At 42.3% G+C, this 25,637-nt stretch carries 18 protein-coding genes and 3 rRNA genes; 11 read left to right on the top strand and 10 right to left on the bottom strand.

Features of this window, described 5'->3' with window-relative positions:
* Window positions 1-88: 88 nt before the first annotated feature.
* The 4 genes from FIU21_RS02540 to FIU21_RS02525 all read right to left on the bottom strand — a co-directional run bounded on the left by FIU21_RS02540 (window position 89) and on the right by FIU21_RS02525 (window position 5,746).
* Complete coding sequence (locus FIU21_RS02540) at window positions 89-3,064, bottom strand: TonB-dependent receptor (RefSeq protein ID WP_036885865.1); 2,976 nt, start codon at window positions 3,062-3,064, stop codon at window positions 89-91.
* Between the two features lie 135 nt (window positions 3,065-3,199).
* Entirely contained in the window at window positions 3,200-4,474 is a 1,275-nt protein-coding gene (locus FIU21_RS02535) for a porin family protein (RefSeq protein WP_004359395.1), read from the bottom strand.
* 10 nt (window positions 4,475-4,484) lie between these two features.
* A complete protein-coding gene (locus tag FIU21_RS02530; protein WP_004359396.1) occupies window positions 4,485-5,036 on the bottom strand; it encodes an RNA polymerase sigma factor in 552 nt (183 codons plus the stop codon).
* A gap of 26 nt (window positions 5,037-5,062) precedes the next feature.
* Entirely contained in the window at window positions 5,063-5,746 is a 684-nt protein-coding gene (locus FIU21_RS02525; protein ID WP_036885891.1) for a NigD1/NigD2 family lipoprotein, read from the bottom strand.
* Window positions 5,747-6,079: 333 nt separating this feature from the next.
* Here FIU21_RS02525 and aroB point away from each other — a divergent pair, with 333 nt between their 5' ends.
* On the top strand, window positions 6,080-7,126 hold the full coding sequence (aroB, locus tag FIU21_RS02520) for a 3-dehydroquinate synthase (RefSeq protein ID WP_004359398.1): 1,047 nt from the start codon (window positions 6,080-6,082) through the stop codon (window positions 7,124-7,126).
* Between the two features lie 166 nt (window positions 7,127-7,292).
* Here aroB and FIU21_RS02515 read toward each other — a convergent pair whose 3' ends face one another.
* Both FIU21_RS02515 and FIU21_RS02510 read right to left on the bottom strand, forming a co-directional pair.
* Complete coding sequence (locus FIU21_RS02515) at window positions 7,293-7,895, bottom strand: DUF4738 domain-containing protein (protein ID WP_004359399.1); 603 nt, start codon at window positions 7,893-7,895, stop codon at window positions 7,293-7,295.
* A gap of 393 nt (window positions 7,896-8,288) precedes the next feature.
* Window positions 8,289-9,827 carry a DUF438 domain-containing protein gene (locus FIU21_RS02510; RefSeq protein ID WP_004359400.1) on the bottom strand — a complete coding sequence of 513 codons (1,539 nt, stop codon included), beginning with the start codon at window positions 9,825-9,827 and terminating at the stop codon, window positions 8,289-8,291.
* Window positions 9,828-10,122: 295 nt separating this feature from the next.
* On the opposite strand from FIU21_RS02510, the gene FIU21_RS02505 reads away from it, so the two are divergent.
* The 10 genes from FIU21_RS02505 (at window position 10,123) to rrf (ending at window position 22,575) form a co-directional block, all read left to right on the top strand.
* Entirely contained in the window at window positions 10,123-10,737 is a 615-nt protein-coding gene (locus tag FIU21_RS02505; RefSeq protein WP_004359401.1) for a DNA alkylation repair protein, read from the top strand.
* The gene (locus tag FIU21_RS02500; RefSeq protein WP_021671978.1) at window positions 10,734-11,276 is read left to right on the top strand and encodes a P-loop nucleotide/nucleoside kinase family protein; all 543 of its coding nucleotides are present in this window, start codon (window positions 10,734-10,736) and stop codon (window positions 11,274-11,276) included. Before FIU21_RS02505 ends, FIU21_RS02500 begins: the two co-directional genes overlap by 4 nt.
* 66 nt (window positions 11,277-11,342) lie before the next feature.
* Complete coding sequence (locus FIU21_RS13510; protein ID WP_436972087.1) at window positions 11,343-11,438, top strand: hypothetical protein; 96 nt, start codon at window positions 11,343-11,345, stop codon at window positions 11,436-11,438.
* A gap of 9 nt (window positions 11,439-11,447) precedes the next feature.
* Complete coding sequence (locus tag FIU21_RS02490) at window positions 11,448-12,008, top strand: GNAT family N-acetyltransferase (protein WP_004359403.1); 561 nt, start codon at window positions 11,448-11,450, stop codon at window positions 12,006-12,008.
* A 15-nt stretch (window positions 12,009-12,023) separates the two neighbouring features.
* Complete coding sequence (locus tag FIU21_RS02485; RefSeq protein WP_004359404.1) at window positions 12,024-12,557, top strand: HXXEE domain-containing protein; 534 nt, start codon at window positions 12,024-12,026, stop codon at window positions 12,555-12,557.
* Between the two features lie 10 nt (window positions 12,558-12,567).
* Window positions 12,568-13,365, top strand: a complete 798-nt coding sequence (locus tag FIU21_RS02480) for a class I SAM-dependent methyltransferase (RefSeq protein WP_036885867.1) — start codon at window positions 12,568-12,570, stop codon at window positions 13,363-13,365.
* A 540-nt stretch (window positions 13,366-13,905) separates the two neighbouring features.
* Window positions 13,906-16,779, top strand: a complete 2,874-nt coding sequence (locus tag FIU21_RS02475) for a cation-translocating P-type ATPase (RefSeq protein WP_496109402.1) — start codon at window positions 13,906-13,908, stop codon at window positions 16,777-16,779.
* Window positions 16,780-17,324: 545 nt separating this feature from the next.
* Window positions 17,325-18,855 (top strand): 16S ribosomal RNA (locus FIU21_RS02470).
* A 416-nt stretch (window positions 18,856-19,271) separates the two neighbouring features.
* A 23S ribosomal RNA gene (locus FIU21_RS02465) occupies window positions 19,272-22,172 on the top strand.
* A gap of 290 nt (window positions 22,173-22,462) precedes the next feature.
* Window positions 22,463-22,575 (top strand): 5S ribosomal RNA (gene rrf / locus FIU21_RS02460).
* The 16S, 23S and 5S rRNA genes sit together here, the layout of an rRNA operon.
* A gap of 356 nt (window positions 22,576-22,931) precedes the next feature.
* On the opposite strand, the gene FIU21_RS02455 is transcribed toward rrf, so the two are convergent.
* The 4 genes from FIU21_RS02455 to FIU21_RS02445 all read right to left on the bottom strand — a co-directional run bounded on the left by FIU21_RS02455 (window position 22,932) and on the right by FIU21_RS02445 (window position 25,521).
* A complete protein-coding gene (locus FIU21_RS02455; protein WP_172891292.1) occupies window positions 22,932-23,759 on the bottom strand; it encodes an XAC2610-related protein in 828 nt (275 codons plus the stop codon).
* Entirely contained in the window at window positions 23,675-24,103 is a 429-nt protein-coding gene (locus tag FIU21_RS02450; protein WP_172891291.1) for a hypothetical protein, read from the bottom strand. Before FIU21_RS02450 ends, FIU21_RS02455 begins: the two co-directional genes overlap by 85 nt.
* Before the next feature lie 155 nt (window positions 24,104-24,258).
* Entirely contained in the window at window positions 24,259-24,402 is a 144-nt protein-coding gene (locus FIU21_RS13505) for an IS1/IS1595 family N-terminal zinc-binding domain-containing protein (RefSeq protein WP_436972085.1), read from the bottom strand.
* Between the two features lie 189 nt (window positions 24,403-24,591).
* Window positions 24,592-25,521, bottom strand: coding sequence for a DNA/RNA non-specific endonuclease (locus FIU21_RS02445; protein ID WP_004361524.1), 930 nt, complete (start codon window positions 25,519-25,521; stop codon window positions 24,592-24,594).
* Window positions 25,522-25,637: the final 116 nt, after the last annotated feature.

Here is a 25,637-nt window from a genome sequence, read left to right as displayed (position 1 = left end):
GTATAATACAGCCTCACCCCCAGCCCCTCTCCATTACTTCCCTTCGGTCAGTGACCGCTGGTTCGGAGAGGGATTGGGGGTGAGGCTGTTAGAATCCACCGAATCCACCGCCCATAGGAGGACGACCGCCACCGTTGCCAGAAGGACGACCATTTGGACGTGGACGCATTCTGGGAGCATTGCGGTCGAAGTCTGGACTATCCTTTGGTTTAGGCATAGCGTTCTTACCACCAAAGAGGTTCAGACGGTAGGTAGCACGCAGCATGATATAGCTATTAATACTATTGTATTCAGTATCTGTACGACTCATAGAGTTGATGACACGTGAGAGGTTGCTCTGCTGACGTAAGATGTCATAGAACTGCAAACTGAAGGTCAGTGCATTGCCTTTCAACATACTCTGTGAAATTTGCGCATTCCAAAGCAGCTCATTGGTGTTCAATGAAGCATCGCTATATCCACGACGACTGTTCTGGTGAAGGTCGGTCGAGATACTCATGTTCCAAGGGAGGTTAAGACTCAACGTACCACCGTATGCAAACTGCCATGTACGTAGATTGCTCATACTCTGAAGATTATTCTTCGTGTTCGTATAGTCTACTGAGCCGTCTAACTCTAATTCTAACCAAGAGGTACGATAGCTGGCAGCGAGTCGTTCTCCTAAGGTCAATGACTTCGTTATATTCTTCTCTAAGTTGCTTGTTCTGTTAAGCTGCAGATAGCTGACGTAACGATTGAAGTTAGTACGCGTAAAGGTGTGGAGATTCCATACGCCTGCCGAGTCGATACTTGTGTTATACATCAATCCAGCATCAGCATCCCAGTTACCATTTACGTTCACTGGCTGAATCGTACGAGCACCTGTAATCGCATCGTAGGTCACACTGTTGCCAATTGCATTTCGTGTCGTTGAGAAGTTCGCAAAGGTCATCAGCGCCTGTGAATGACTCTGCTTGTACGTGTTATAGAACAAGCGGAAGTTATTGGTGAAGGCTGGCTTCAGTCCCGGGTTACCAACAGATATATTCTGTGGGTCAGTGTTGTCGACGATACTCAACAGCTGACTCATCGTAGGTTGAGTGATCGTACCCTTATAATTGATACGCAGATTACTCTGCTCGCTGAACTTATAACGGAAGTCGAAAGTAGGACTCCAGTTGAATACTGTGCGCGCTGTGTCAACGTGTACACCGAGGTAATCCTGCATGTAAGTAGAGTGCTGTGGCTGGCACATCACACCCACGTTCATCTTCCACTTATCACGAATCATTCGCATCATCACCTGCATGTCGTGTGTATAGGTGCGATACTCAGAGTAACGGCTCAAGTTATCATCGAGATAGCTTGCCATAGGGTTGGTCAACAGTCCAAGATAATTGTCCCATGAACGGTAAGCAGGTTGCAGACTACCGAATGTTCCTGAAGGCATAGCAGAGAGGTCGTAGGTGTCACGGTCGCTCTTTGAGAAGCCATACTTAAACTGATAGCTGAACTGCAGGTAAGTCTTGCGGGCTATTGGCTCGCTATAAGTTGCCTGTAGGGCATAGTCCCAACTCTTTGTTGGCATAAGGTTGTAACGATAGGCACGATAAGTAGAGTCGTTTCCGAGTGCATCTTGCAACTGGAAATACTGAATATCTTGTGTTGAGAAAGTCTTTGAATCCGAATCACTATAGTTACCATCTACACGTAGGGTAACGTTTCGTCCGTTGCTTGAGAGCTTGCGATTCACCTGCAGCATAGCACCTAAAGCGGTGGTATTACCATAGCTTATGGTCATATTACGCTGTGTATTCACCATCGTTCCCAATGCTTTCAGCTGTGCGATAGAGGCTGCTGACAATGGATCATCCACTGTTTCGTATGGGTCAGCGTTATTGGCAGCAGAAGAACTAACCACCTGTCCGTCGTTCTTAGTGAGTCTGAAGTTGGGTCGGAACGTAATATTCCATACAGAGTCAGGTCGCCACTCCAAGCGGAAACGGCCGTCCCAAGAGTTCGTTCTGGTGTATTCTTGTGAAAGACGGTTGGCAAATGAGCCCTGACTTGCTACGAAGTTCTCACTTGATACACGTGTGTTCAGGTCGCCATCAGAGTGGTTCCAACGCACACTACCATCCCACTGCAAGGTGTTTCCGTTGTCATAATTCAGGTTCAGACCCACCATCTTGGTTGCGTTCAATCCCTGTCTTACACCACCGAAACCGCCACGTGGACCACCACCGAAGCCCATGTCGTTTACATTATTGGCTGATGCAAAGCCCATTATACGGAACTTATTATTGAAATAAGCGCCCATCGCCTTCTCTGAATAGCGGTTATGCGTACCGATACCCAAATCAATATTTGAGAATAAACCTTTGTTCATTCCAGCCTTGATACCAAAGTCGAGTACGGTTGACTCGTTACCATCATCGATACCCGTCACACGACTCAAGTCACTCTTTTGGTCGTAAGCCTTAATAGTTTGTACGATAGAGGTAGGGAGATTCTTCATAGCGGTCTTGGTGTCGCCCACCATGAACTCCTTTCCATCAACAAGTATCTTCTTAACTTCCTTTCCATTAATCTTAATGGTTCCATCACTCGACACTTCCGCACCAGGTAATCTCTTTACAAGGGCTTCAATTGTCGAACCTTCTGGCACGCGATAAGCCGAAGCATTGTACTGGAATGTGTCGGCTTTTACGACAACTTTCGGTGCACTTGCCACAACTTTCACCTCTTTCAAGGTGCGTGAGTCTACTTGGAAGTCTAACTGACCCACTGCCACATCCTGCTCATTGGCAATGGTAATGTTCTGAAAAATAGTCTTGTAGCCTACATACGATGCTTTTAAAATGAATCGTCCGTTTGTAGGAGCTGTAATCTTAAAGCTTCCTGCTTCATCTGATGTGGCACCAACAACATAGCTGCTGTCCTGCTTCAACAGCTGAACAACAGCAAATGGTACTTTCTCCTTTAACTCTGCATCGTAGAGCGTACCTGTAACGGTTCTGTTCTGTGCCAGCATCACAACAGTGCTGGTCAGCAGTAGAACGAAAATCAACAATCTTTTTGCCATAATAAACTTTTCTAATTCTTAATGGTATATATGACGCTAAGAATTTCAAAAAGTTTAATAGGCAAATAGATTTTTATTTAAAGATGAGAATATGGGTGCTTGTGGGAAACTTTAGAAATAAGTCTTATTTTATTCCTACTTGTTTAAGTTGATTCTGACACCCATATTAAGATTGAAGTTGGTAGGCTTGTCCTTGTAAATACTCTCAACGTTGCTCCCATTATTGAAGTGATGGCTTATTCCAGGCTCAATATAAGCACTGACATCTTTGCTAATTCTGAGCTCTCCTCCAATGGAAAGAGCGGTTGAGAATACTGGTCTACCCTCTTTAATAGTTGTATGTGTCGGAGTTATTTGTGACATGGCTTCAGCAGATAAGTTGACTTCACCTTTCACGAGTTTCTCTATTTCAGCACCTGCAGTCGCATAAACATTGAACCTTTTGGTCTTAATGAAACTGTAACTTGCATTTACAGGTATGCCGACGTATTGCAGTTTTTGTTCTACGGCATATTCTGTTCCTCTCTTTTCATAAGAGAAGTCGGAAGCAAGTCGACTGTAATTGAGTCCTGTCTGTAGGCTCCACCGATTGTTGATATTATACCTTATGGAAACACCTAACTTTATTGGTTGGTGGTGTTTAGTCCTCGTTCTTCTATCTTTTGTACCTATTGGGCTGTCTTGTATGTTTCTTCCAGAGAATTCTGGGTCATAGTCACCATAAGGGTTTGCTACTGGCAATAGCATCTTGTCAGAATTATGGGAAGTTCCCGTACCATAATTATAGGAAGTTCCTATGCAGAAGCGAGATGATGGATCATTCTTCTTCGCATTTGTTGCGTAGATTCTTTCCGAATTCCCCCACGACTGTGGTTTTGTAGTCTGTTGTTTATCAACATTTTCTATCTTGTCTTGTCTTGTCTTATTGGTTGTTTCTTGAGTTTCTGTGACATTATTATTATCTGTAGTCGTTTCTTTTTCTTCTTCTTTATTGTAGACCGTATTGCCAGACAAGTTGTTGTTAACAAGTGGATTCTGTATACTTTGATGAGTAGCAACAGCTAACTTTACGGAGTTTGTTACATAGTTCTCTTGAGTTATACTTCTAATTTGGGAAGGCTGAACATTCTTTATCTTATTGTTTATAATTGTTGCGCACTGCTTCGGAAGAGATGTGTGGTCAAAAAGCAAGTGACTTAGAAAAATTCCGATACCTATTATAGCTGCAGCAGAGGCAACACGATAGGTCCACAAAGGTACTACGCTTGCCTTCTGCCGAGTAGAGCGCATAGGAGTAACTCCACGACGGTTCATCTCCTGTTTGATATCATTGAGAAGACCATCTGGTGCCTTTACATCACATTCATTCTGAATGCGTGTACGCAATGTGTCAAGCCAATCTTCTTTCATACTTTTAATTCTATTTATTTTGCTCTTTCAGCATCTTCGCAAGCATATTCCTTGCCTTGTGGAATTGTGATGCAGATGTATCTGGTTTGATGTTGAGTATTTCTGCTATCTCCTTGTGACTTTTGCCTTCTACCACATATAGGTTGAAGACAGCTCTGTAGCCTGGTGGTAGTTTAAGTATTGTTTCTGTTATCTGTGTTATAGACATACTGTCAATATCAGGGTTCTCAGTACTACAATCAGGTATGTCAGTCGCCTTGTCTATGAAAATAGCTGGGTCATTGTCTCTGAGAAAGTGAAGAGATTCGTTAACTACAATCTTCGTGAGCCAAGCTTTTAATGACCCCTTCCCTCGATATTCAAAAGTATGTATCTTAGTAAATATTCTGATGAAAGCTTCTTGTAAAACATCATGTCTATCTTCTTGGTTTCCAATATACCTCGAACACACTTTTGCTAAATAATCAGCATACTCGCCATAGAGTTTATCCATGGCGAGTGCATCACCTTTTTCAAAAAGGCTTATAATATACTGTTCTCTATTATTCCCAAATAATCCCATTGACAAGCAGTGGATTTTCCTCTGTACTATTTACGGCTTTTGTATTTGAATTTGACTGTTTTTACACCTGAGAATGATTGCCACTTCAATGTCAGGTTCACTGTTTTCCCTTGTGTGTCAGGAAGATCACTAAGTCTGAATGCTACAAGTCCGTCACGAATCAAACCCTTTGTGTCGCCAGAAGCATTATGATGGAGTACAACTTCGTAAGGATTGTCTCCTTTGACAAGATTCACCACATGTTTTTTCCCATTACCGAAGTAGGTTCTGAAACGTAAAGTCAGGTATCCGTCCTCTACCACAGTTGTCCAGTCCTTGACTATTTCTACAGGGTCTTTTCCATATACTGTTTCGTTTTGTTTACCAAGAGTTGGTGCCATATTCTTAGTAAGTATAGTGTCGAGCCGGTTTACATATGCACTCTTTGAGTATCCTTCAGTCTTTCCGTCCTGAACTTTGATGTTCGTAAGTGCTCGCAGTTCCTTTTTACCATAAGGAGAAGTCTTCATGTTCGTAGGAAGAATTGTGGTCTCATCATTTAACTGGAAGTAGACCTGTCCAGTGGAACTATTTGTCTTGATTGTCACAAGTGCATTAGGAATATTGGTAGGGTAATCAGTATCATCATCGTTTAAGCAAGATTGCAAAGAGAATGTACCTAACACTATTCCAAGGATGAGGACAATATAAAGTAATGGATTCTTTTTCATATTCATTCCTTTTTAGTTAATACTGCAAATTTACTAAATCATTTTCATTTTTAAGTTGTTGCTTGAATTTATGTCTAATCTACCTTATAAAATCAAAAGTTGAAATAACTTGCTTCTTTAAAAGTTAAAATAATGTTAAATTTTGTCGGAATGAATGATAGAGTATTCTTTTTATTCGATTATATTTTATCTTTTGATTTATTGCACATAGGGAAAGCAATCTGCGCAATATTTGAGTTATCAGTATTAAAGAGTGTGAAATATAGGTTCTGTTTCGTCTGTTAGTGGTAGGAAAAACCGTATTTTTGTATTGAATATTAAAGGAGAAAGCTTATGGGACAGAATATTATTATATCAAAACAGTTCAAGTGTGAATTGGCTACAGCCATCTCAGAATGTGAGAAGGATAAGATCTTTGTACTCGTTGATGAAACGACACGTGATAAGTGCTGGGAACTTGTCAAGGATGACTTCTGTCTGAAAGGAGCACAAGTAATTACGATTGGTACGACTGACAGTAGTAAGACGGTTGATACGGTAGCTCATGTATGGGAAGCATTGCAGCAGGGAGGTGCTACGCGCCACTCTTTGCTTATCAATCTTGGTGGTGGTATGGTGACCGATCTTGGTGGCTTTGCGGCTTCAACTTTCAAGCGTGGTATCAACTTTATTAATATTCCAACCACGTTGCTTGCGATGGTAGATGCCAGTGTGGGCGGTAAGACGGGTGTGAACTTCGGAGGATTGAAGAATGAGATTGGCGTGTTTAGTGAGGCTGATGTCGTTCTCCTTAATACCGAGTGGCTTAAAACACTCGATACGGCAAACATCCGAAGTGGTTATGCTGAGATGTTGAAACATGGTTTGATAGCTGATGAAGCAATGTGGGCAGAGCTGATAAACTTTAATCTTGCACAGCCAGACTTGCAGCAGTTGAGCGCAATGCTTGGTAAGAGTGTTAGGGTAAAGGAACGTATTGTAGCGGAAGACCCACAGGAGAAAGGTATTAGAAAGGCTTTGAATCTCGGACATACCTTCGGTCATGCTTTTGAGTCATGGGCATTAGAAAACCATCCAATCCTCCATGGTTATGCAGTAGCTTTCGGTTTGATAGCTGAGCTTTATCTGTCTGTTGTGAAGACTGGCTTCCCAACTGAGCGTATGCGCCAGACGGTCAACTTCATTCGTGAGTATTATGGTACATTACCTATTACGTGTAATGATTATCCTAAGCTCATTGAGTTCATGCATCATGATAAAAAGAATCGTGGTAATGAAATCAATGTCACGCTCTTAGGTGGTGTTGGTGATGTCCGTATCAACCAGTCTGTCAGTGAGGATGAAGTTAAGGAAGCCCTTGACTTTGTGAGAGAAGGGTAAGCCTTTGAACTTTGAGGTTTGACCTTTGAACTTTATGATTTGCGTTTAACCTTTGAACTTTGAGGTTTAACCTTTGAGTTTTACCCTTATCTATTTATCAACTTCACTGTACCCCACTTTAATCTATTTGGGCTCCCCTCCTTTCGGAGGGGTCGGGGGAGGCTTTTTACACCCCCTCTTCCTCAGCTTTCTCCAACTCACTCTTTGGTTGTTGTTGTGGTTGGTCGCTTGGCGTATCAAGTTGTGTAGCCTTACTGATTCGCATGCGGCTCATATTATCGATGGTTACATCCAATGGCACATACTCATCGCTCTTTGGATCAGGTGAACCCACACTCGCACCAAAGTAGAGTTTGTTACCCTCTGCACGGTCGAACATGAAACCAATCAGTGCACCATCCTTACCATATTGGTTATCAGTATATTCTCTGAAATCATCTTTCGTAAGTGTACGCTCATAAAAAGATGAACCATCTTGACGGAGAATCTGTACCTGGAACTTATTATCGTAGTATTTACGTCCGTCTTCATCGCTGACGATTGACAATGACTTGTCTGCAAAGCGGTGGATACGAATCGTATAGGTACTACCCATCCATTCTATCTTCTTCTCATACTTGAAATCGGTCATTGGTTGTGGACCGCTTGGTACCTTTGGTTTAGGTGCTATCTTTGTGATAATATCGTTTGATTTCTTTTCTTGCTTGCAGGCTGTGACACCAAAAAGTATCAAGCCCAAGCTTAATAATTGAAATATCTTTCTTGTCATAATGCGTAATTCTTGTACGCAAAAGTACGTATTTTCTTTGAACCTTGCAAGTATGAAGTGTAAAAGATAGTTTTTCAAGTGGGGGAACGATAACGGATTATAAGGACATGTATAGAATAGAAAGAGAAAGATTCTCTATTCCCTGAAATCGCTAATCGGACATAAATCTCTTATTAGTATGCTCATCACAAAGGCACTATTCAAATAGTGTTGACCCTGCGCACCAATGGTGCGGACGCTCCGCACCATTGGTGTTAGGCGTTAACACGTTGCTTATCGATGCTAATGAGTTAGGATGAAAACGCTGAAGCAAAAAAAAGGATGCACGAAATGTGCATCCTAAAGAGATTCTATTGAGAAACAATCTGTTACACAATGAGTGAAAAGACCACCTTAGGCGTCTTTGATGCACTCCTTTAGTAAATTGATAAACTTCTCTTCGCCCAACCCTGAACGCTCTGAAGCGGTGCGGACAGTAGCTTTCTTGAGAATTAATTTACCCAATGGTGTGTTTAGCATTTTGAAAGATGGATAGCGAGAAGCAAGTTCTTTCTTCAGATTTGGATAAGCTGCAAAGAGGTCTTTCAGACGGGTGTCTGGTGTTATCTCAATAGGTGCGTTTGATTGTGCAGCAGACGCTTCGTCGCCTTCATTGTCAGAAGAAGTAGTATTCGCAGCACTTTTCTCTTCTTTCCCAGCCCATGTCAGCAAGGTCTGTGAACCTGTCAGCTCACGGATATGTGTACAGTCCTGCATCATCTCGAGTACACCACGGAAGCGGCCTTCTGCATCGCGCACAGCAAAGTAAACGATGTAGATAAATACTTCTGGCTTGTTAATCCAGAATTCGGCTTTATCTTGTTCGCCACTACGGAACTTCTCTACGATTTCCTCAACGATGTGTACGCTCTTACGTGGGTGACAATTAGAGACCTGTCGTCCGATGACATTCTTTGATCTTGGGAAGATACGATGGTCGGTATCTGAATAGAACTTCACCAACTCGTTTTCGTCTACGAAAGAGATGTCTACTGGCAGATGCTTATAGATAAGGTTTATCTGCTCTAAGGTCAGCTTACCTGTTGCCACATCCAACTCCTGCTGTGGACCTGCAGAGTAGCCATACTTGCTGAGTAATGCCTGCAGGTCTTCTGCAAAGCCCTTTTGAGGTGTTGAGTGTTGAGTGTTGGGTGTTGATGGTGTGTCTACTTTGAAGAAGGCAAAACCAATCTCTTGGTCGCCCGACTTCATGTCCTCAAACTCCTCTGCCGAGATAAGAGCGTATGAAGTAGGGTAGAGGATAGTCTCCTCCTTTTCCATCAAGTCGCGTGCATAGGCGATAAGCTCATTTTGTTTAGCGATGAAAGCTTCATCTTCGCCAGCCTCTAAGAGTCGGAGTGAATCCTTAATCTCATCACGAACGATGTCGTCAAAGTTCCACATTGTTGTCGTTGGGCGGTCGAATCCTTTCTTCTCCAAAAGTGGGTAGAGCTGATTCTGCTTACGGTGATAGTGGATAGGATACTGACGAATCTGGTCGTAGAGTTCTAACCACTGGTTTTTAATGACAGGATATTGTACAAGATCCTCGACCGCAAGGAGCAGTCTTCGCATCTCGTCATTCTCTTTATAATAATGTGAGAGTGGGTGATCCTCTGGTACATCAGGGCGGCTGTAGTCCATGAAACCTTCAACGAGTTCGATAATCTTGCGCATGTCTGCACGGATACACTCGTCGTCCTCACGCGACTTCATGTTCTGTTCGATGAAGGCAAGGTGATAAGGGCGAATCTTTCCTATCTTTGTCTTCATCACTTCGCGTGCCTCTTCTAATGAGAGCTGTCCTGTTTCGTACTTTTCTTCAAGCTCAAGCATTGCCTGCATTTTCTCCATCTCAATTGCTGGGAGAAAGTCTTTCATCTTATTTGCCATAACTTTGTTACTGATTTTTATTATTTCTAATGCAAAGATACTGAGTTATTGGTAAATAGTAAGATAACAAATGTGACCATGTTAAGTTAAATAATGGTAATTTATTGCTTAAATTAATGTGATGTTTTTGGCTGATTAATGTTTCCCCTTCTATCATTTCTTTTCTTCCTCATAATTTATTATCTTTGCCATAGTTTCATTGGATAAATTATTTTACGGACAATTTATGACCTTCCATTTTCGAAGAATCTATATCACTTGTAGATATGATTTATCTTAGAAAGGATTTATAACAATGGGGATAGATAATGTCTTGAACAAAATACTGCTAATAGAACATGGTTTTCAGCATATTATTGATGGGGCTGACGAGCTGGTTTCTACGTATCCGAAAGAACAATGTTTTGAACTTGCACTCACGTTGTTTAATCACGAAGCCTATCAAGCCCGAATGTTGGCAACAACGATATTGGGCAGATTGGCAACAGAAGATAATAACGCACTTCGTTTTCTGAAAGAGCGAGTAAGCACTGATGAGAATTGGCGAGTGCAGGAAATGCTTGCAAAGGCTTTCGATGAGGTGTGCCGACATAGAGGGTATGAAGTTTCTTTACCTCTCATAGAGGAATGGATAACAGACGATAATCCAAATGTTATCCGTGCTGTAACTGAGGGACTGAGGATTTGGACAAGTCGCCCGTATTTCAAAGAAAATCCATCGGTGGCTATTGCTCTCATTGCTAAGCATAAGGCACACGAAAGCGAATATCTTCGGAAATCCGTAGGAAATGCTTTAAGAGATATAAGCAAGAAGCACGCAGAATTGGTATGGCAGGAAGTGAAACGATGGGATTTATCCAATCCTCGAATTTCATTTACTTACAAACTCGCAGCCAAGCTGCTAAAATGAATATTACAATGCGCAAAGCCATTCTTTTTATTTTCTCTGGACTACCAGCAGTTGGCAAATCCACACTTGCAAGATTTTTAGTAAAAGAGTTTGGAGCTGTTTATCTGCGTATTGATACTATAGAACAAGGATTGAAAGATCTATGTCGTATCAATGTTGAGGGAGAAGGCTATCGGTTGGCATATCGTATGGCAGCTGACAATCTGCAATTGGGCAACAATGTCGTGGCTGATAGTTGTAACCCTATTGAACTGACAAGGCGAGAATGGGAAGAGGTTGCTGTCAATAACAACTGTCGTTTTGTAAATATTGAGGTTATATGTTCGGATAAGACAGAACACAAAAAGCGTGCAGAACAGAGAAATACAGAAGTAGCAAATATGAATCTCCCTGTGTGGGATGACATCGAAAACCGAGAATATCACGAGTGGCACAAAAGCCGTATCGTCATTGAAACGGCAGGAAAGACTATTAAACAATGTCAAACCGAGCTAAAAGAAAAGGTTGCAGATAGTCTTTCGCAAGAAGGAGATGGTTAAGAATATGAAGGCATAGACGATTCGTTGAAAGCAACCATCAACGAAAAGTTCTGTTATACAAAACTTGTGTATGAGAGAATAAACCGAAAGCTCGGACTTTATCTATCGCCACAAGAAATAGAAAGCTTGACTTCTTTAGACATTAAAACAGATAAAGTATAAGAAAAAAGTATGGAACTGCAAACAAAACGCCTAATATTGAGAGCGTGGAAAGAAAGCGATGCTGAAGCATTATACAAGTATGCTCGGAATCCAGACGTTGGTCCGATTGCTGGTTGGCCACCACATACAAGTGTAGAGAACAGTCGTGAAATAATAAAGGCAGTACTCTCTGCTCCTGAAACCTATGCAGTTGTGTTGAAAGAAACTGGAGAAGCTGTCGGCAGCGTTGGAATAATGACTGCAAGAAGTGAAATCAAAAGCGCACAAATGACAGACAATGAGTGTGAAATAGGTTATTGGATTGGTGAGCCCTATTGGGGACAAGGCTTGATACCTGAAGCCGTAAACGAATTGCTTCGGTATGCGTTTGAGGATTTAGGGAAAACTACAGTTTGGTGTGGGTACTACGATGGCAACGAGAAATCGAAACGAGTACAAGAGAAATGCGGATTCGTTTACAGTCATACAGAAGACAATAAGACTGTTCCACTGTTAAATGAGGTTCGCACAGAGCATTTTACCAAAATCACTTTAGAGGATTGGAAGAGACAGTATGGTAGTTTGAAATAAATAACAAGAGAAATTATGGCAAAAATAAACTTAATAATGATGCTTCTTCCTTTCGTGTTTATGGTTCATGATTACGAGGAAATTATTATGTTTAGGCGTTGGATTGACAGAAATAGGGAAGAATTGAAAAAACGATTTCCTAAAATCGCATCGTTTTTTACTCGACAAGGACCTTTCGATTATTCCACTTCGACCTTTGCCGTTGGTACTGCTCACGAGTTCATACTTATTTCTGTTGTTTCGTTTTGCTCGGTTTGGACAGGTCAATATCAATGGTGGTTTGCTGCATTGACAGGATATTCCGTTCACCTATTAATGCATATTGTGCAGTGGATTGTATATCGAAAGTATGTGCCCGTTATCATTACAAGCCTCCTTACATTGCCTTACTGCATCTATTCTTTTGCTGAATTCTCAAAAGTAACAGTTTTATCTTTCCCACAACTGGTTCTATGGGCAGTTATTGGTATTGTTCTTACCATACTAAGTGTGTTTTCTGCATTCTTCTTTATGGATAGGTTTCAACGTTGGGAGAAGGGTAATAAATAAGAAATACATGATGGAAGATTATTATAAGATAAACAAAGAAGCGTGGAATGCAAGAACAAAAATTCATTTGTATTCTTCATTTTACGACTTGGACAAGTTTAAAAGAGAGGTAAAGTCTGTTCCTGACTTGGATTTGTCTCTATTAGGAGATGTTCGAGGAAAGTCTATTCTGCATCTTCAATGCCATTTCGGCATGGATACGCTTTCCCTGTCAAAGAGGGGAGCTAATATCGTTGGTGTGGATTTCTCGGAAGAGGCTATACAAACAGCAAAGTCGTTGAATGAGGAATTAGGGCTGAATGCACAATTCTGTTGCTGCAATATCTATGATGCGCCTATCATGTTGAAAGGGCAGAAGTTCGACATTGTATACACATCTTATGGTGTAGTTAATTGGTTGCCAGACTTAATCCAATGGGGACAAGTACTTTCACAAATGCTGAAAGACGGTGGAAAGTTTGTTATCGTGGAATTCCACCCCGTATTGTGGATGTTCGATGAAAACTTTTCTCAAGTCCGATATGCTTATTCACGCAAAGAGCCTTACATTGTGGAAGAATCTACCTACACTGATTCGGAAAATGACAATCGGCAAAAGACCGTTACGTGGAACCATGGGTTAGCTGTAGTGCTGAATGGTTTGCTCAATAATGACTTACAGATCCAGTCTTTCGGGGAGTATGATTACTCACCTTTCAACCTATTTGGAAATATGGCTGCTGAAAATAATGGAACATTCAAAATCGCAGGAAAGAATGGTGAGATACCATTGCTGTTTTCTGTTGTTGCCGTGAAACCTTCAAAGTAAAGGAAAATTTGATAAAGAAGGAATGGTATGGCTATTGAGAAAAGTCTTTCAGTTTAAGGCTACGGTGTTCTTGGTAAATGGTATGATAGCAAATGTTTATTAAGTTAAATAATGATAGTTTATTGCTTATGTTAACGTGATATTTTTGCTTGAATAATGTTTTTCCTCCATTATTTTTTTTCTTCCTCATAAGTTTATTATCTTTACCATAGTTTCTATGCAATATTCATAGCATTATGATTAAGTTTCGCAAAAACATATATGTATTGGGATGACAATAATACTAAAAGGATAGGAAAAGAATAGGAGAGTGAGTATCGTTTAGTACTGATGACTTCAGAAGTTTATTAAGAAATATATGATTTTATGATTTGTAATGTTACAGAAATGCAGATAATAACCAGATTATTTGTAACTTTGCAAACAGATATATCAAAGTTGATAAAGTTATGAAAGGATTAGGAATTAGTGCTAAGAACTGCTATCTACTTATTAATTGTAGGACATGATTAATTCCATCTAAATAAACTTGCTAAGATTATTATGAGGCAAAAGAAACATTATGAAGGATTGAGCGACACAGAGGTGTTGAAGAGTCGTGAGCAATATGGGGCTAATGTGTTAACGCCCCGAGAGAAGAATCCACTATGGAAACAGTTCTTAGAAAAGTTTGAAGATCCACTGATTATTATTCTGCTTATTGCGGGTTTTCTCTCTATTGCTATCTCTTGTTGGGAGTATTGGGGACTTCATAGTGAAGATGGTGCGGCTGTTTTCTTCGAGCCTGTCGGTATTTTTATCGCTATCCTCTTGGCTACGACGATTGCTTTCTTCTTTGAATTAAAAGCGGATAAAGAGTTTGCTATCCTCAATCAAGTGAACGATGAAGAGGAGGTAGAGGTCATCAGAAATGGAAATACAACAACTGTTGCTAAAAAAGATATTGTAGTTGGTGATATTGTTATTATCAATACGGGTGCCGAGATTCCTGCTGACGGTAGGTTGTTGGAGGCTATCTCATTGCATGTTGATGAGTCTACACTGAATGGAGAGAGCGTACCTGCTTATAAATCGGTAAAAGAAGAGGAGTTTGAAAAGGATGCTTCCTACGCAACGAACCAGGTGTTACGTGGTACGAAAGTAATGGAGGGGCATGGTATCTTTCAGGTTGAGGCTGTAGGCGATAGGACCGAAAACGGTAAGGTGTTTGAGGCTGCACAAATTGATGATAGCGTTAAAACACCTCTTAGTGAGCAACTTGATGGACTGAGTGTGCTTATAACTAAACTAAGTTATGTCTTTGCAGGACTTATCATTGTAGGTAGATTAATGGTGTTTTTCCATTGGAGTCCTATTGTTTGGACTTTAACCATTCCTACTATCATCTTCTTTTGGCTTGTTATCAGGAAGTTTGATGGCTGGAAGTGGTATTCGAAAACAATCAGCACTGTAGCTTATTTCTGTATTTTGATGGCGTGTGTGATCGTTTTCCACGATTGCCTCATGCCTGATAAGAGTATGGCAGGATTGCTTGCTCATGCACTGAATACAATGATGATTGCCGTAACATTGATTGTTGTAGCAGTGCCAGAAGGCCTTCCTATGGCTGTGACATTGAGCTTGGCTTATAGTATGCGCCGAATGATGAAGACCAATAATCTTGTACGTAAGATGCATGCTTGTGAGACAATGGGTGCTACAACGGTTATCTGTACAGATAAGACGGGTACGCTGACACAGAACCAGATGCGTGTTTATCAAACTCAATTCTATGCTTTAGATAATCAAAGATTAGATGATGGTCTTGCTTCTTGCTTGTTGAAAGAGGGGATAGCTGTCAATTCTACTGCTTCAATAGATTATACCGATGCGTGTAATCTTAAGGTTTTGGGTAGTCCTACAGAGGGCGCGTTGCTTCTTTGGTTGAATGACCAACAGGTTTCTTATCAAGAGTTGAGGGAGACGGTACAGATTGTTGATGAACTCCCTTTTACTACAGATCGGAAGTATATGGCAGTGCTTGTCAACTCTGCTTTGATGGAGGGTAAGCAGATTCTCTATGTGAAGGGTGCGCCAGAGATTGTCTATGGTCTTTGCAAACAAACTGATTGCAATGTGCCGAAAGAGGAGATTGAGCATCAGTTGGAAGGCTATCAGGAGCAGGCTATGCGAACGTTGGGCTTTGCTTATCAGATTGTAGATGGTAAGGCGGAGGTCTTTAAGGAGGGAAGAGTTGTCGCTGATAATCTAACGTTCCAGGGTATTGTCGCAATTAGCGACCCTGTGAGAAGTGATGTTCCTGAGGCTGTCGCTGAATGTATGAAGGCGGGTATTGACGTGAAGATCGTAACTGGAGATACCGCAAGGACGGCTAAGGAGATTGGTAGACAAATAGGCTTGTGGACAAGTAGTGATACGGATAAGAATATTATAAGTGGTCCTGACTTTGCTGCACTTTCTGATGATGAATTGGATAAGCGTGTGAAGGATCTGAAGATTATCTCTCGCGCTCGTCCGTTGGATAAGAAACGTCTTGTGGAATCGTTGCAGCGTTGTAATGAGGTGGTAGCGGTTACGGGAGATGGAACCAACGATGCACCTGCGTTACAAGCGGCACATGTGGGACTTTCGATGGGTGATGGTACTTCTGTTGCTAAGGAGGCTTCGGATATAACAATTATCGACAATTCTTTTAGTAGTATTGGGAAGGCTGTGATGTGGGGACGTTCGCTTTATCAGAATATACAACGTTTCTTACTCTTTCAGCTAACTGTCAATGTTGCGGCTTGCTTCCTCGTACTTGCTGGTGCGTTTATGGGTACGGAGTCTCCGCTGACAGTAACGCAGATGCTGTGGGTAAATCTTATTATGGATACCTTTGCGGCAATGGCATTGGCTTCTTTACCTCCGTCGGAGAAAGTGATGAAGGATTGTCCACGTGATAGGAATGCCTTTATTATCAATCGTTCTATGGGCTGGAATATCATAGGGGTGGGTGGCTTCTTCTTTGTGCTGCTGTTGGCATTACTTTATATCTTCGAACATGCTGATATTACTGCATTGAGAGATATTCTTCATTTGCAGCTTGGTGAGGTTAATGGACTTAGCCCATACGAGTTGACCTTGATTTTTACTATCTTTGTGATGACGCATTTCTTCTATCTGTTCAATGCGCGTGCTTTTGAGACTGGACGGAGTGCGCTTCATTTCAAGGGGTGTCGTGGATTGCTCTTTATAATCTCAATTATCTTTATAGGACAAATTGCGATGGTGGAACTTCCTATTCTGCAGAAGTTCTTTAATATCGTTAAGGGTGGTCTATCTTTTGAAGATTGGGCTATCATCTTGATTGGTTCCTCTTTAGTCTTATGGGTTAGAGAGGCTTGGCATCTGATAAAATCGTTTAAAGAATAAGTGAATAGGGTGTTATAAGTCTCTTTTGTGAGTGGTTGAGTACCTTGAAGGGGGATTACTCATAGTGGTGTGATTACAAAAAGGTATTATCACGGTTTTACATATATAATAAGGTGAAATAGGGTTTATTTCCTCTCTAACGAAGAAAAAACACTTTTTTGATAAAATTTTCCTTCAAAACATTTGGTGGGAATAAAAATTCTCTATACCTTTGCATTCGCTTTACAAAACAAGCCACCTGGCAAGTTACTTAAAGCATTTAAGAAAGAGTTCTTTGAAAAGATTTACATAAACAGAGAAGTAGTACAAGAAGCGTCTGTTTGGTTTTATATCAAATGGATGGGTAAAAGAAATGAACCGATCAATTCGTTGTTCCTACTTTTGAGACATCGTCTCAAAACAATTAAGGAACAAAAGAAAAGGTGCTTTTTACTTGATACTTTTAGGATAAGCGTTCTGAAACAGAGGTTACTCGGTGGAGTGCTTGGGAAATATTGGTATCCATTATCATTTATCACCCATCACTTATCACCAAAACATATTTTACAATGGAGAGTTTGATCCTGGCTCAGGATGAACGCTAGCTACAGGCTTAACACATGCAAGTCGAGGGGAAACGGCATTGAGTGCTTGCACTCTTTGGACGTCGACCGGCGCACGGGTGAGTAACGCGTATCCAACCTTCCCATTACTGTGGGATAACCTGCCGAAAGGCAGACTAATACCGCATAGTCTTCGATGACGGCATCAGATTTGAAGTAAAGATTTATCGGTAATGGATGGGGATGCGTCTGATTAGCTTGTTGGCGGGGTAACGGCCCACCAAGGCAACGATCAGTAGGGGTTCTGAGAGGAAGGTCCCCCACATTGGAACTGAGACACGGTCCAAACTCCTACGGGAGGCAGCAGTGAGGAATATTGGTCAATGGACGTAAGTCTGAACCAGCCAAGTAGCGTGCAGGATGACGGCCCTATGGGTTGTAAACTGCTTTTGTATGGGGATAAAGTTAGGGACGTGTCCCTATTTGCAGGTACCATACGAATAAGGACCGGCTAATTCCGTGCCAGCAGCCGCGGTAATACGGAAGGTCCAGGCGTTATCCGGATTTATTGGGTTTAAAGGGAGCGTAGGCTGGATATTAAGTGTGTTGTGAAATGTAGACGCTCAACGTCTGACTTGCAGCGCATACTGGTTTCCTTGAGTACGCACAACGTTGGCGGAATTCGTCGTGTAGCGGTGAAATGCTTAGATATGACGAAGAACTCCGATTGCGAAGGCAGCTGACGGGAGCGCAACTGACGCTTAAGCTCGAAGGTGCGGGTATCAAACAGGATTAGATACCCTGGTAGTCCGCACAGTAAACGATGGATGCCCGCTGTTGGTACCTGGTATCAGCGGCTAAGCGAAAGCATTAAGCATCCCACCTGGGGAGTACGCCGGCAACGGTGAAACTCAAAGGAATTGACGGGGGCCCGCACAAGCGGAGGAACATGTGGTTTAATTCGATGATACGCGAGGAACCTTACCCGGGCTTGAATTGCAGAGGAAGGATTTAGAGATAATGACGCCCTTCGGGGTCTCTGTGAAGGTGCTGCATGGTTGTCGTCAGCTCGTGCCGTGAGGTGTCGGCTTAAGTGCCATAACGAGCGCAACCCCTCTCTTCAGTTGCCATCAGGTTATGCTGGGCACTCTGGAGACACTGCCACCGTAAGGTGTGAGGAAGGTGGGGATGACGTCAAATCAGCACGGCCCTTACGTCCGGGGCTACACACGTGTTACAATGGCCGGTACAGAGGGATGGTGTAATGCAAATTGCATCAAATCTTGAAAGCCGGTCCCAGTTCGGACTGGGGTCTGCAACCCGACCCCACGAAGCTGGATTCGCTAGTAATCGCGCATCAGCCATGGCGCGGTGAATACGTTCCCGGGCCTTGTACACACCGCCCGTCAAGCCATGAAAGCCGGGGGTGCCTGAAGTCCGTGACCGCAAGGATCGGCCTAGGGCAAAACTGGTGATTGGGGCTAAGTCGTAACAAGGTAGCCGTACCGGAAGGTGCGGCTGGAACACCTCCTTTCTGGAGAGTTCGCTTATTCGTTGATTTAGTTGATAAGTATTTAAGTATACAAGTCAACAAGTTAACGGTAATCAAGATAAATAAAAGAACCTTTGGTTCATTTTTCTTCTTGTACTCACTGCACTCTGTATTATATAAATGTAGGAGTTTAGAGTTTAAGGCTCACATAAAGGTTCAAGCCCTTATCCTCCACCACGCTGTTCTATGCTTCTGAGGCATTGCCTCAGAACACACAGAACAACAGCACAAGATCTTTGACATATTGACACAAGCAAGACTGTAATGTAGAACTATTCTTTCTTTAAAAAGGAAGAATTAGTATTCTAATTATTGAAGAAACAACTTCAAATTCTTTAGAATCACACAACAGCTGAAAGTATGAGCTACATTCTCTGTAAGCAATTACATAGAAGGCGAAGAAAGTAAGAAAGGGCGCATGGCGGATGCCTTGGCTCACGGAGGCGATGAAGGACGTGATAAGCTGCGATAAGCCTTGGGTAGGTGCAAATAACCTTTGATTCAAGGATTTCCGAATGGGACAACCCAACAGGTTGAAGACCTGTTATCACTACAGACGTAGTGAGGCGAACGAAGGGAACTGAAACATCTTAGTACCTTTAGGAAGAGAAAATAAATAATGATTCCCCTAGTAGTGGCGAGCGAACGGGGAGGAGCCTAAACCTGCTTTGTGGCAACGCTTAGCAGGGGTTGTAGGACCACGCTGTCGTACTTAGATTGTGAGAAGAATGTTCTGGAAAGAACAATCATAGAGGGTGATAATCCCGTATTCGAAGCATGACGAGACGTAGTGGTATCCTGAGTAACGCGGAACACGTGAAATTCTGCGCGAATCCGCCGGGACCATCCGGTAAGGCTAAATACTCCCGTGAGACCGATAGTGAACGAGTACTGTGAAGGAAAGGTGAAAAGCACTCCGATGAGGAGAGTGAAATAGTTCCTGAAACCATGCGCCTACAAGCGGTCGGAGCCGCGTAAGCGGTGACGGCGTGCCTTTTGCATAATGAACCTACGAGTTACCATGTCTGGCAAGGATAAGCGTCATGAGACGCGCATCCGCAGTGAAAGCGAGCCTGAAAAGGGCGTCGAGTCAGATGGGGTAGACGCGAAACCAAGTGATCTACACTTGCCCAGGTTGAAGTCCGGGTAACACCGGATGGAGGACCGCACGGATAAGCGTTGAAAAGCTTCCCGATGAGGTGAGTGTAGGAGTGAAAGGCCAATCAAACTTGGAGATAGCTCGTACTCCCCGAAAGGCATTTAGGTGCCGCGTGCGACGATCTCCATAAGAGGTAGAGCGACCGATAGGTCAAGAGGGCTTCACCGCCTATCGAGACCTGACGAACTCCGAATGCTTATGGACTGCAGTCGTGCAGTAAGGGGGCGGGTGCTAAGGTCCGTCCCCGAGAGGAGAAGAATCCAGACCGCCGTCTAAGGTCCCGAAATTCTGTCTAAGTTAGTCTAACGAAGTCTGGTCCCCGTGACAGCTAGGATGTTGGCTTGGAAGCAGCCATTCATTCAAAGAGTGCGTAACAGCTCACTAGTCGAGGGTCCGGGCATGGATAATAATCGGGTATAAGTCAGATACCGAAGGCGCGGGATAGTAATGTATATTAAAAGTATCGGTAGGGGAGCATTCCATTGGCGTTGAATGGTGAGGGTAACCGATCCTGGAGTTTATGGAAAAGCAAATGTAGGTATAAGTAACGATAAAAAGGGTGAGATTCCCTTTCGCCGAAAGACCGAGGTTTCCCGGGCGATGCCAATCAGCCCGGGGTTAGTCGGGTCCTAAGTCTCAGCCGAACGGCGAAGGCGATGGCAGATGCGGTTAATATTCCGCAACTCGCATATACAGTGATGTGGAGACGGAGCAGTGACACTGCCGCGCCCTGACGGAATAGGGCGTTTAAGTGCGTAGGCTATGAGGGAGGCAGGCAAATCCACCTTCCGAGTTGAACCATGAAAGTACAGGTAATCCTTCGGGATAACTTGAGTGCAGGTAATCATACTTCCGAGAAAATCCGCTAAACTTAATGTATGTGCGACCCGTACCGCAAACGGACACACGTGGTCGGGTAGAATATACTAAGGCGTTGAGAGATTCATGGTTAAGGAACTAGGCAAATTGACCCCGTAACTTCGGGATAAGGGGTCCTCATAGCAATATGAGGCGCAGAGAATCGGTCCAGGCAACTGTTTAACAAAAACACAGGGCTGTGCAAACTCGAAAGATGAGGTATACAGCCTGACACCTGCCCGGTGCCGGAAGGTTAAGAGGAGATGTCACCAGCAATGGGAAGCATTGAATTGAAGCCCCGGTAAACGGCGGCCGTAACTATAACGGTCCTAAGGTAGCGAAATTCCTTGTCGGGTAAGTTCCGACCTGCACGAATGGTGTAATGATCTGGACGCTGTCTCAACCATGAGCTCAGTGAAATTGTAGTATCGGTGAAGATGCCGATTACCCGCGATGGGACGAAAAGACCCCGTGAACCTTTACTACAGCTTAGCATTGACCTTGGTCATCCGATGTGTAGGATAGGCCGGAGGCTTCGAAGCGGGTGCGCCAGCATTCGTGGAGCCATCCTTGAAATACGGCCCTTTGGCTGTCTGAGGTCTAACGCGCCTGAGGTGCGGACACTGCTTGGTGGGTAGTTTGACTGGGGTGGTCGCCTCCAAAAGCGTAACGGAGGCTTCCAAAGGTGCCCTCGGGCCGATTGGTAACCGGCCTTATAGAGTGCAATGGCATAAGGGCGCTTGACTGGGAGGCAGACATGCCGAGCAGGCAGGAAACTGGGGCATAGTGATCCGGCGGACGTGTATGGAAACTCCGTCGCTCAAAGGATAAAAGGTACTCCGGGGATAACAGGCTGATCCCCCCAAGAGCTCATATCGACGGGGTGGTTTGGCACCTCGATGTCGGCTCGTCACATCCTGGGGCTGGAGAAGGTCCCAAGGGTTGGGCTGTTCGCCCATTAAAGTGGCACGCGAGCTGGGTTCAGAACGTCGTGAGACAGTTCGGTCTCTATCTATCGTGGGCGTTGGAGTTTTGCGTGGTGCTGACACTAGTACGAGAGGACCGTGTTGGACAGACCTCCGGTTTACCAGTTGTGCCGCCAGGTGCACCGCTGGGTATCTGAGTCTGGATTGGATAAGCGCTGAAAGCATCTAAGTGCGAAGCCAGCCGCAAGATGAGAACTCCTCATAAGGGTCGTCATAGACGATGACGTTGATAGGGTGTAGGTGTAAAGACGGTGACGTCAAAGCCGAGCACTACTAATTGCCCGAAACTTTCTTCGGGTCTCCCGCCTCCAAATTTTGGAGTGCGGGGACCAGTGACTCAGACTTTGAGCTGTGTATTCTTCTAACGTAAGAAGAAAAGTTCTATATGTTTTGCTTGTGGAAATACGTCACCTTATACGGCTGACAAGTCAGTAGACGAGTTGATAAGTTAACGAGTTAACAAGTTATTAGTTCTCGTGACATTATTTAATAACGGATTTACTGATAAGAAGACAGAAAGAAGACAGGAATAAAGACGAATATCTAGTCAACTTTTCTACTGTGAATTGGTCATCCGAAAGAAATATCAGGTGGTTATTGCGGCGGGGTCCCACCTCTTCCCATTCCGAACAGAGAAGTTAAGCCCGTTTGCGCCGATGGTACTGCAATGCAATGCGGGAGAGTAGGTGGCCGCCTTCTTTTACGAGAGCCTTGAAGAGAAATCTTCAAGGCTCTTTTTTGTTGTTGGGTAATGGGTGTTGGTTGTTGATGAAGTGTTGGTAGGACAGAAGCTGCAATATTATATTGGGCTAATAAGGCTTATAGGGCTTATATAATGTGACAGTAGATATGTGACAGTTGATTTTTAGTGGGGATAGGCATATATTTTAGCAAGTCTAAAAAGAAAGAAACTTTAATTTACTGAGCCATAAAGTTTATTGGGTTCATGAGGCTAATTGGCATAATAGGGCTAATTAGAGGAATATATTCTTTAATAGTATTTTTTCTGAAGTCTTTTATTTTCTTATTTGGTTTCTTGTCTGTTAAGGAAAGAATTATTTACTGTTGCCTGCTTTCTCGTTGTAGAGGTCGTCAAGATAATCATAGAAGCAGTATTTTTGCCATTTTTTATTTAGTTGTTCATAAGTAGGGTTGTGCTTTGTGCGGAGTGTGGTACCATTTGGCGCAAATGTTTCTTCGAGGAGGTAGATTCCTTTTGTATAGTCTCTTATGAGTTTGGAGTATAAAACAAACTTATTGTTGGTGTATTGATACATCTTCCATGTATAACAGTTTTTGTTATCATCACTTTGTTGTGTGACAAGAAATTTTAAGTCTGAAACAATAATAGGATAGCTATTAATGCTATCAGACTTTGCTTTTATGTATTTACCTTGAGCAGTAGACCATAGATAGATAATTGCTTTAGATTCTTGCTGTGGATAGAAACAGATGTCACGTTGTCCGTCAAAGTTGTAATCCTTTTGTTCAATTGTGTATAATTGTGACTTTGTAAGCTGTACTGATTGGAGGAACTTATGATTGACATAGATGTTGGCAAAGTATTTTTCTTTTACCATTTTTATTTCCCAAGTAACTACTTTCTCTTTATTTTTTCTCCACCATTCCCGTTGCTCTTCAGCAGTAGCTCTCTGATAGTTTTTATTATTTGGAGTCATTACGTTCATATAGGAATCCCATCCAAGATGTTGTTTTGAGGGGTCAACCCTAAACTCACTACTTCCAATATCTAATCCATTATCATTTGGAATGCGCCCAATACCAAAATTTGCTTTTTTTATAGCATTAGTTTTATATGATTTCCATACTCCTTCATACTGATTATTATAATAACCATCCACTTCACTATATATTTCATCCATATAGACAGAGTCTTTATATATATGAAGAAGTCAGACTCTAACTGACCAGAGAATAACCCTGCACCATATTGTTTAGTATCTTCTTTAAATTCATATTTTGCAAACATTTTATAGCGTTTGATAGGATAGAATTCGGCGTCAAGCTGCTTAAATCTGCTGATATGAATATTACCCGTAAAGCAGCATACGTTATCTTTTACACGGCTTTTGCCAATAACATGATAAAGTTCAGCTATCTTCTTATCCTTGTAAATGGTATCAAAGTGTATGTATAGTCGTTGCCCATTACCGATGCAGCCAATAGTATTGTTATTCAGCAACAAACGGCTGTAATCGTATCTCATACAATTGTCATCTTTTGCGTACGTTAATTGGAAAGATGTAACTAATAGTAGGATGAGTATTAGGTTTTTCTTCTGCATTGTTATATTTTTTTGTTTCTGCAAATATAATCTTTATTTCTTTATTGAAGTTACTTTCTCTTATATTTTTTTGTTTATCAAGATAGGGTATAGTTACTTGTCAATCGACGATGTCCTATAAAATAGCGTTTACAGTCTTTGCAAAACCAACGCTGATAACCATTCTCCTTACTTTTTTTAATGGTGCGATGAGAACCGCAATAAAAGCAATTTTTTGTCATCAAAAAGTTTTTACTCAAAACTATAGTAAATAAAGGGATTACAAGAGATTTCAGGTCTCTTTTTGTCATATAAGCCCAAATGTGAGCATTTGAGTAGAGTATTATTAGGACGGACGGAAAAGAGCACATTAAGTAAGCTGTGATGGCAATACTTAATGTGCTCTTATATTTTGTTTATAGTGTATTAATCTATACTATATTCCAAGTGAGGATCATTTGTTTAGGAGCTTTTGATTCTACATCACGCTCAATGTTGTCAGGGAGATTACAGAAGAAGTCGATGCCAGTTTTTGCTTCGAGTTCTTTGATGCTGATAACATATGGCTTAAGGGAGGTTCCGTTATTGTTTTCGTGTTTGAACCAGAAGGCAATAGCTTTATATTGCCAGTCGCCTTGACCCTTCACTTTGTATTTCATCAGTGCTGCAGAGAAGAAATAAGTCGGTACAATAAACTTATTTTTTATATAGGTGTACTGGTCTTGTTTGTCAATTGTACCGCCACGACAGATAAATAAAGTATCTTTAGAGCCACTTGTATAGGTGATGTATGTTCTCATCTTTCTCTCCATTACTTCCCAGATACCAGCGTTGAAGCCGTGAACTTGTGGCTGCATATTACTGAGATAGAAGGTTTGGTCATTAGACTCTCGGCTGTTCACTCTGTCTTGTGATGGGCAGAGATGGCCGTGGTCGTAGCCAAATCTATAATAAGGATCGGATGAAAAGAAGGAAGTAGGAGTCCACAGTGGGTCTTTAGGATAGAGGTCAACACTCTGTTGACTTTTTCTCTTTACAGTTTGTTGAGCATTGCTTGCGTAAATCTGATAGCAGGTCCAACGATTGGACATCTTTTCAATGTCCCATTCAACGCTGTAATTAATCTCACCACTGCTTAGTTTATGAGTGAGGACAGTACTGTGCCCACCCTTTAGCTTCGGAAACTCCAAGCGGTGCGTTGCTGTACGCAAATCTTTGAGATTTGAGTTTGTGTTATTGGTTATAGTTTCTGCAATTCCTGAATTATTAGAATTATCATCGTCCTTGCTACATGATGTGATTGTGCTAACTGTAAGGAGTGTTAAGCCCCACACAGTTGTGTATCGTATTATCTTATTCATTTTTGTCTTTGGATGGTTGACTATGAAGTTTTAGCTTGTTTGAAGCAGACGGATTATGAGTAGATGTCTGTTCTACGCGTTATCCCGAATCTTTAGCTTTCTATGAAGCTTTATCC

This window comes from Prevotella melaninogenica (assembly GCF_013267595.1).
GTDB lineage: Bacteria > Bacteroidota > Bacteroidia > Bacteroidales > Bacteroidaceae > Prevotella > Prevotella melaninogenica_D.
Note: the sequence above shows the minus strand (reverse complement) of the source record. Positions and strands in the feature narration are given on the sequence as shown.

Bases quoted from the DNA above. Each gene is read 5' to 3' on its own strand.
- FIU21_RS13505 (WP_436972085.1), bottom strand. From the start codon at position 24,402: ATGACAAAAAATTGCTTTTATTGCGGTTCTCATCGCACCATTAAAAAA.
- FIU21_RS02480 (WP_036885867.1), top strand. From the start codon at position 12,568: ATGGAAGATTATTATAAGATAAACAAAGAAGCGTGGAATGCAAGAACA.
- FIU21_RS02535 (WP_004359395.1), bottom strand. From the start codon at position 4,474: ATGAAAGAAGATTGGCTTGACACATTGCGTACACGCATTCAGAATGAA.
- FIU21_RS02485 (WP_004359404.1), top strand. From the start codon at position 12,024: ATGGCAAAAATAAACTTAATAATGATGCTTCTTCCTTTCGTGTTTATG.
- FIU21_RS02515 (WP_004359399.1), bottom strand. From the start codon at position 7,895: ATGACAAGAAAGATATTTCAATTATTAAGCTTGGGCTTGATACTTTTT.
- FIU21_RS02450 (WP_172891291.1), bottom strand. From the start codon at position 24,103: ATGAGATACGATTACAGCCGTTTGTTGCTGAATAACAATACTATTGGC.
- FIU21_RS02455 (WP_172891292.1), bottom strand. From the start codon at position 23,759: ATGGATGAAATATATAGTGAAGTGGATGGTTATTATAATAATCAGTAT.
- FIU21_RS02445 (WP_004361524.1), bottom strand. From the start codon at position 25,521: ATGAATAAGATAATACGATACACAACTGTGTGGGGCTTAACACTCCTT.
- FIU21_RS02525 (WP_036885891.1), bottom strand. From the start codon at position 5,746: ATGAAAAAGAATCCATTACTTTATATTGTCCTCATCCTTGGAATAGTG.
- aroB (WP_004359398.1), top strand. From the start codon at position 6,080: ATGGGACAGAATATTATTATATCAAAACAGTTCAAGTGTGAATTGGCT.
- FIU21_RS02510 (WP_004359400.1), bottom strand. From the start codon at position 9,827: ATGGCAAATAAGATGAAAGACTTTCTCCCAGCAATTGAGATGGAGAAA.
- FIU21_RS02490 (WP_004359403.1), top strand. From the start codon at position 11,448: ATGGAACTGCAAACAAAACGCCTAATATTGAGAGCGTGGAAAGAAAGC.
- FIU21_RS02530 (WP_004359396.1), bottom strand. From the start codon at position 5,036: ATGGGATTATTTGGGAATAATAGAGAACAGTATATTATAAGCCTTTTT.
- FIU21_RS02540 (WP_036885865.1), bottom strand. From the start codon at position 3,064: ATGGCAAAAAGATTGTTGATTTTCGTTCTACTGCTGACCAGCACTGTT.
- FIU21_RS02505 (WP_004359401.1), top strand. From the start codon at position 10,123: ATGGGGATAGATAATGTCTTGAACAAAATACTGCTAATAGAACATGGT.
- FIU21_RS02500 (WP_021671978.1), top strand. From the start codon at position 10,734: ATGAATATTACAATGCGCAAAGCCATTCTTTTTATTTTCTCTGGACTA.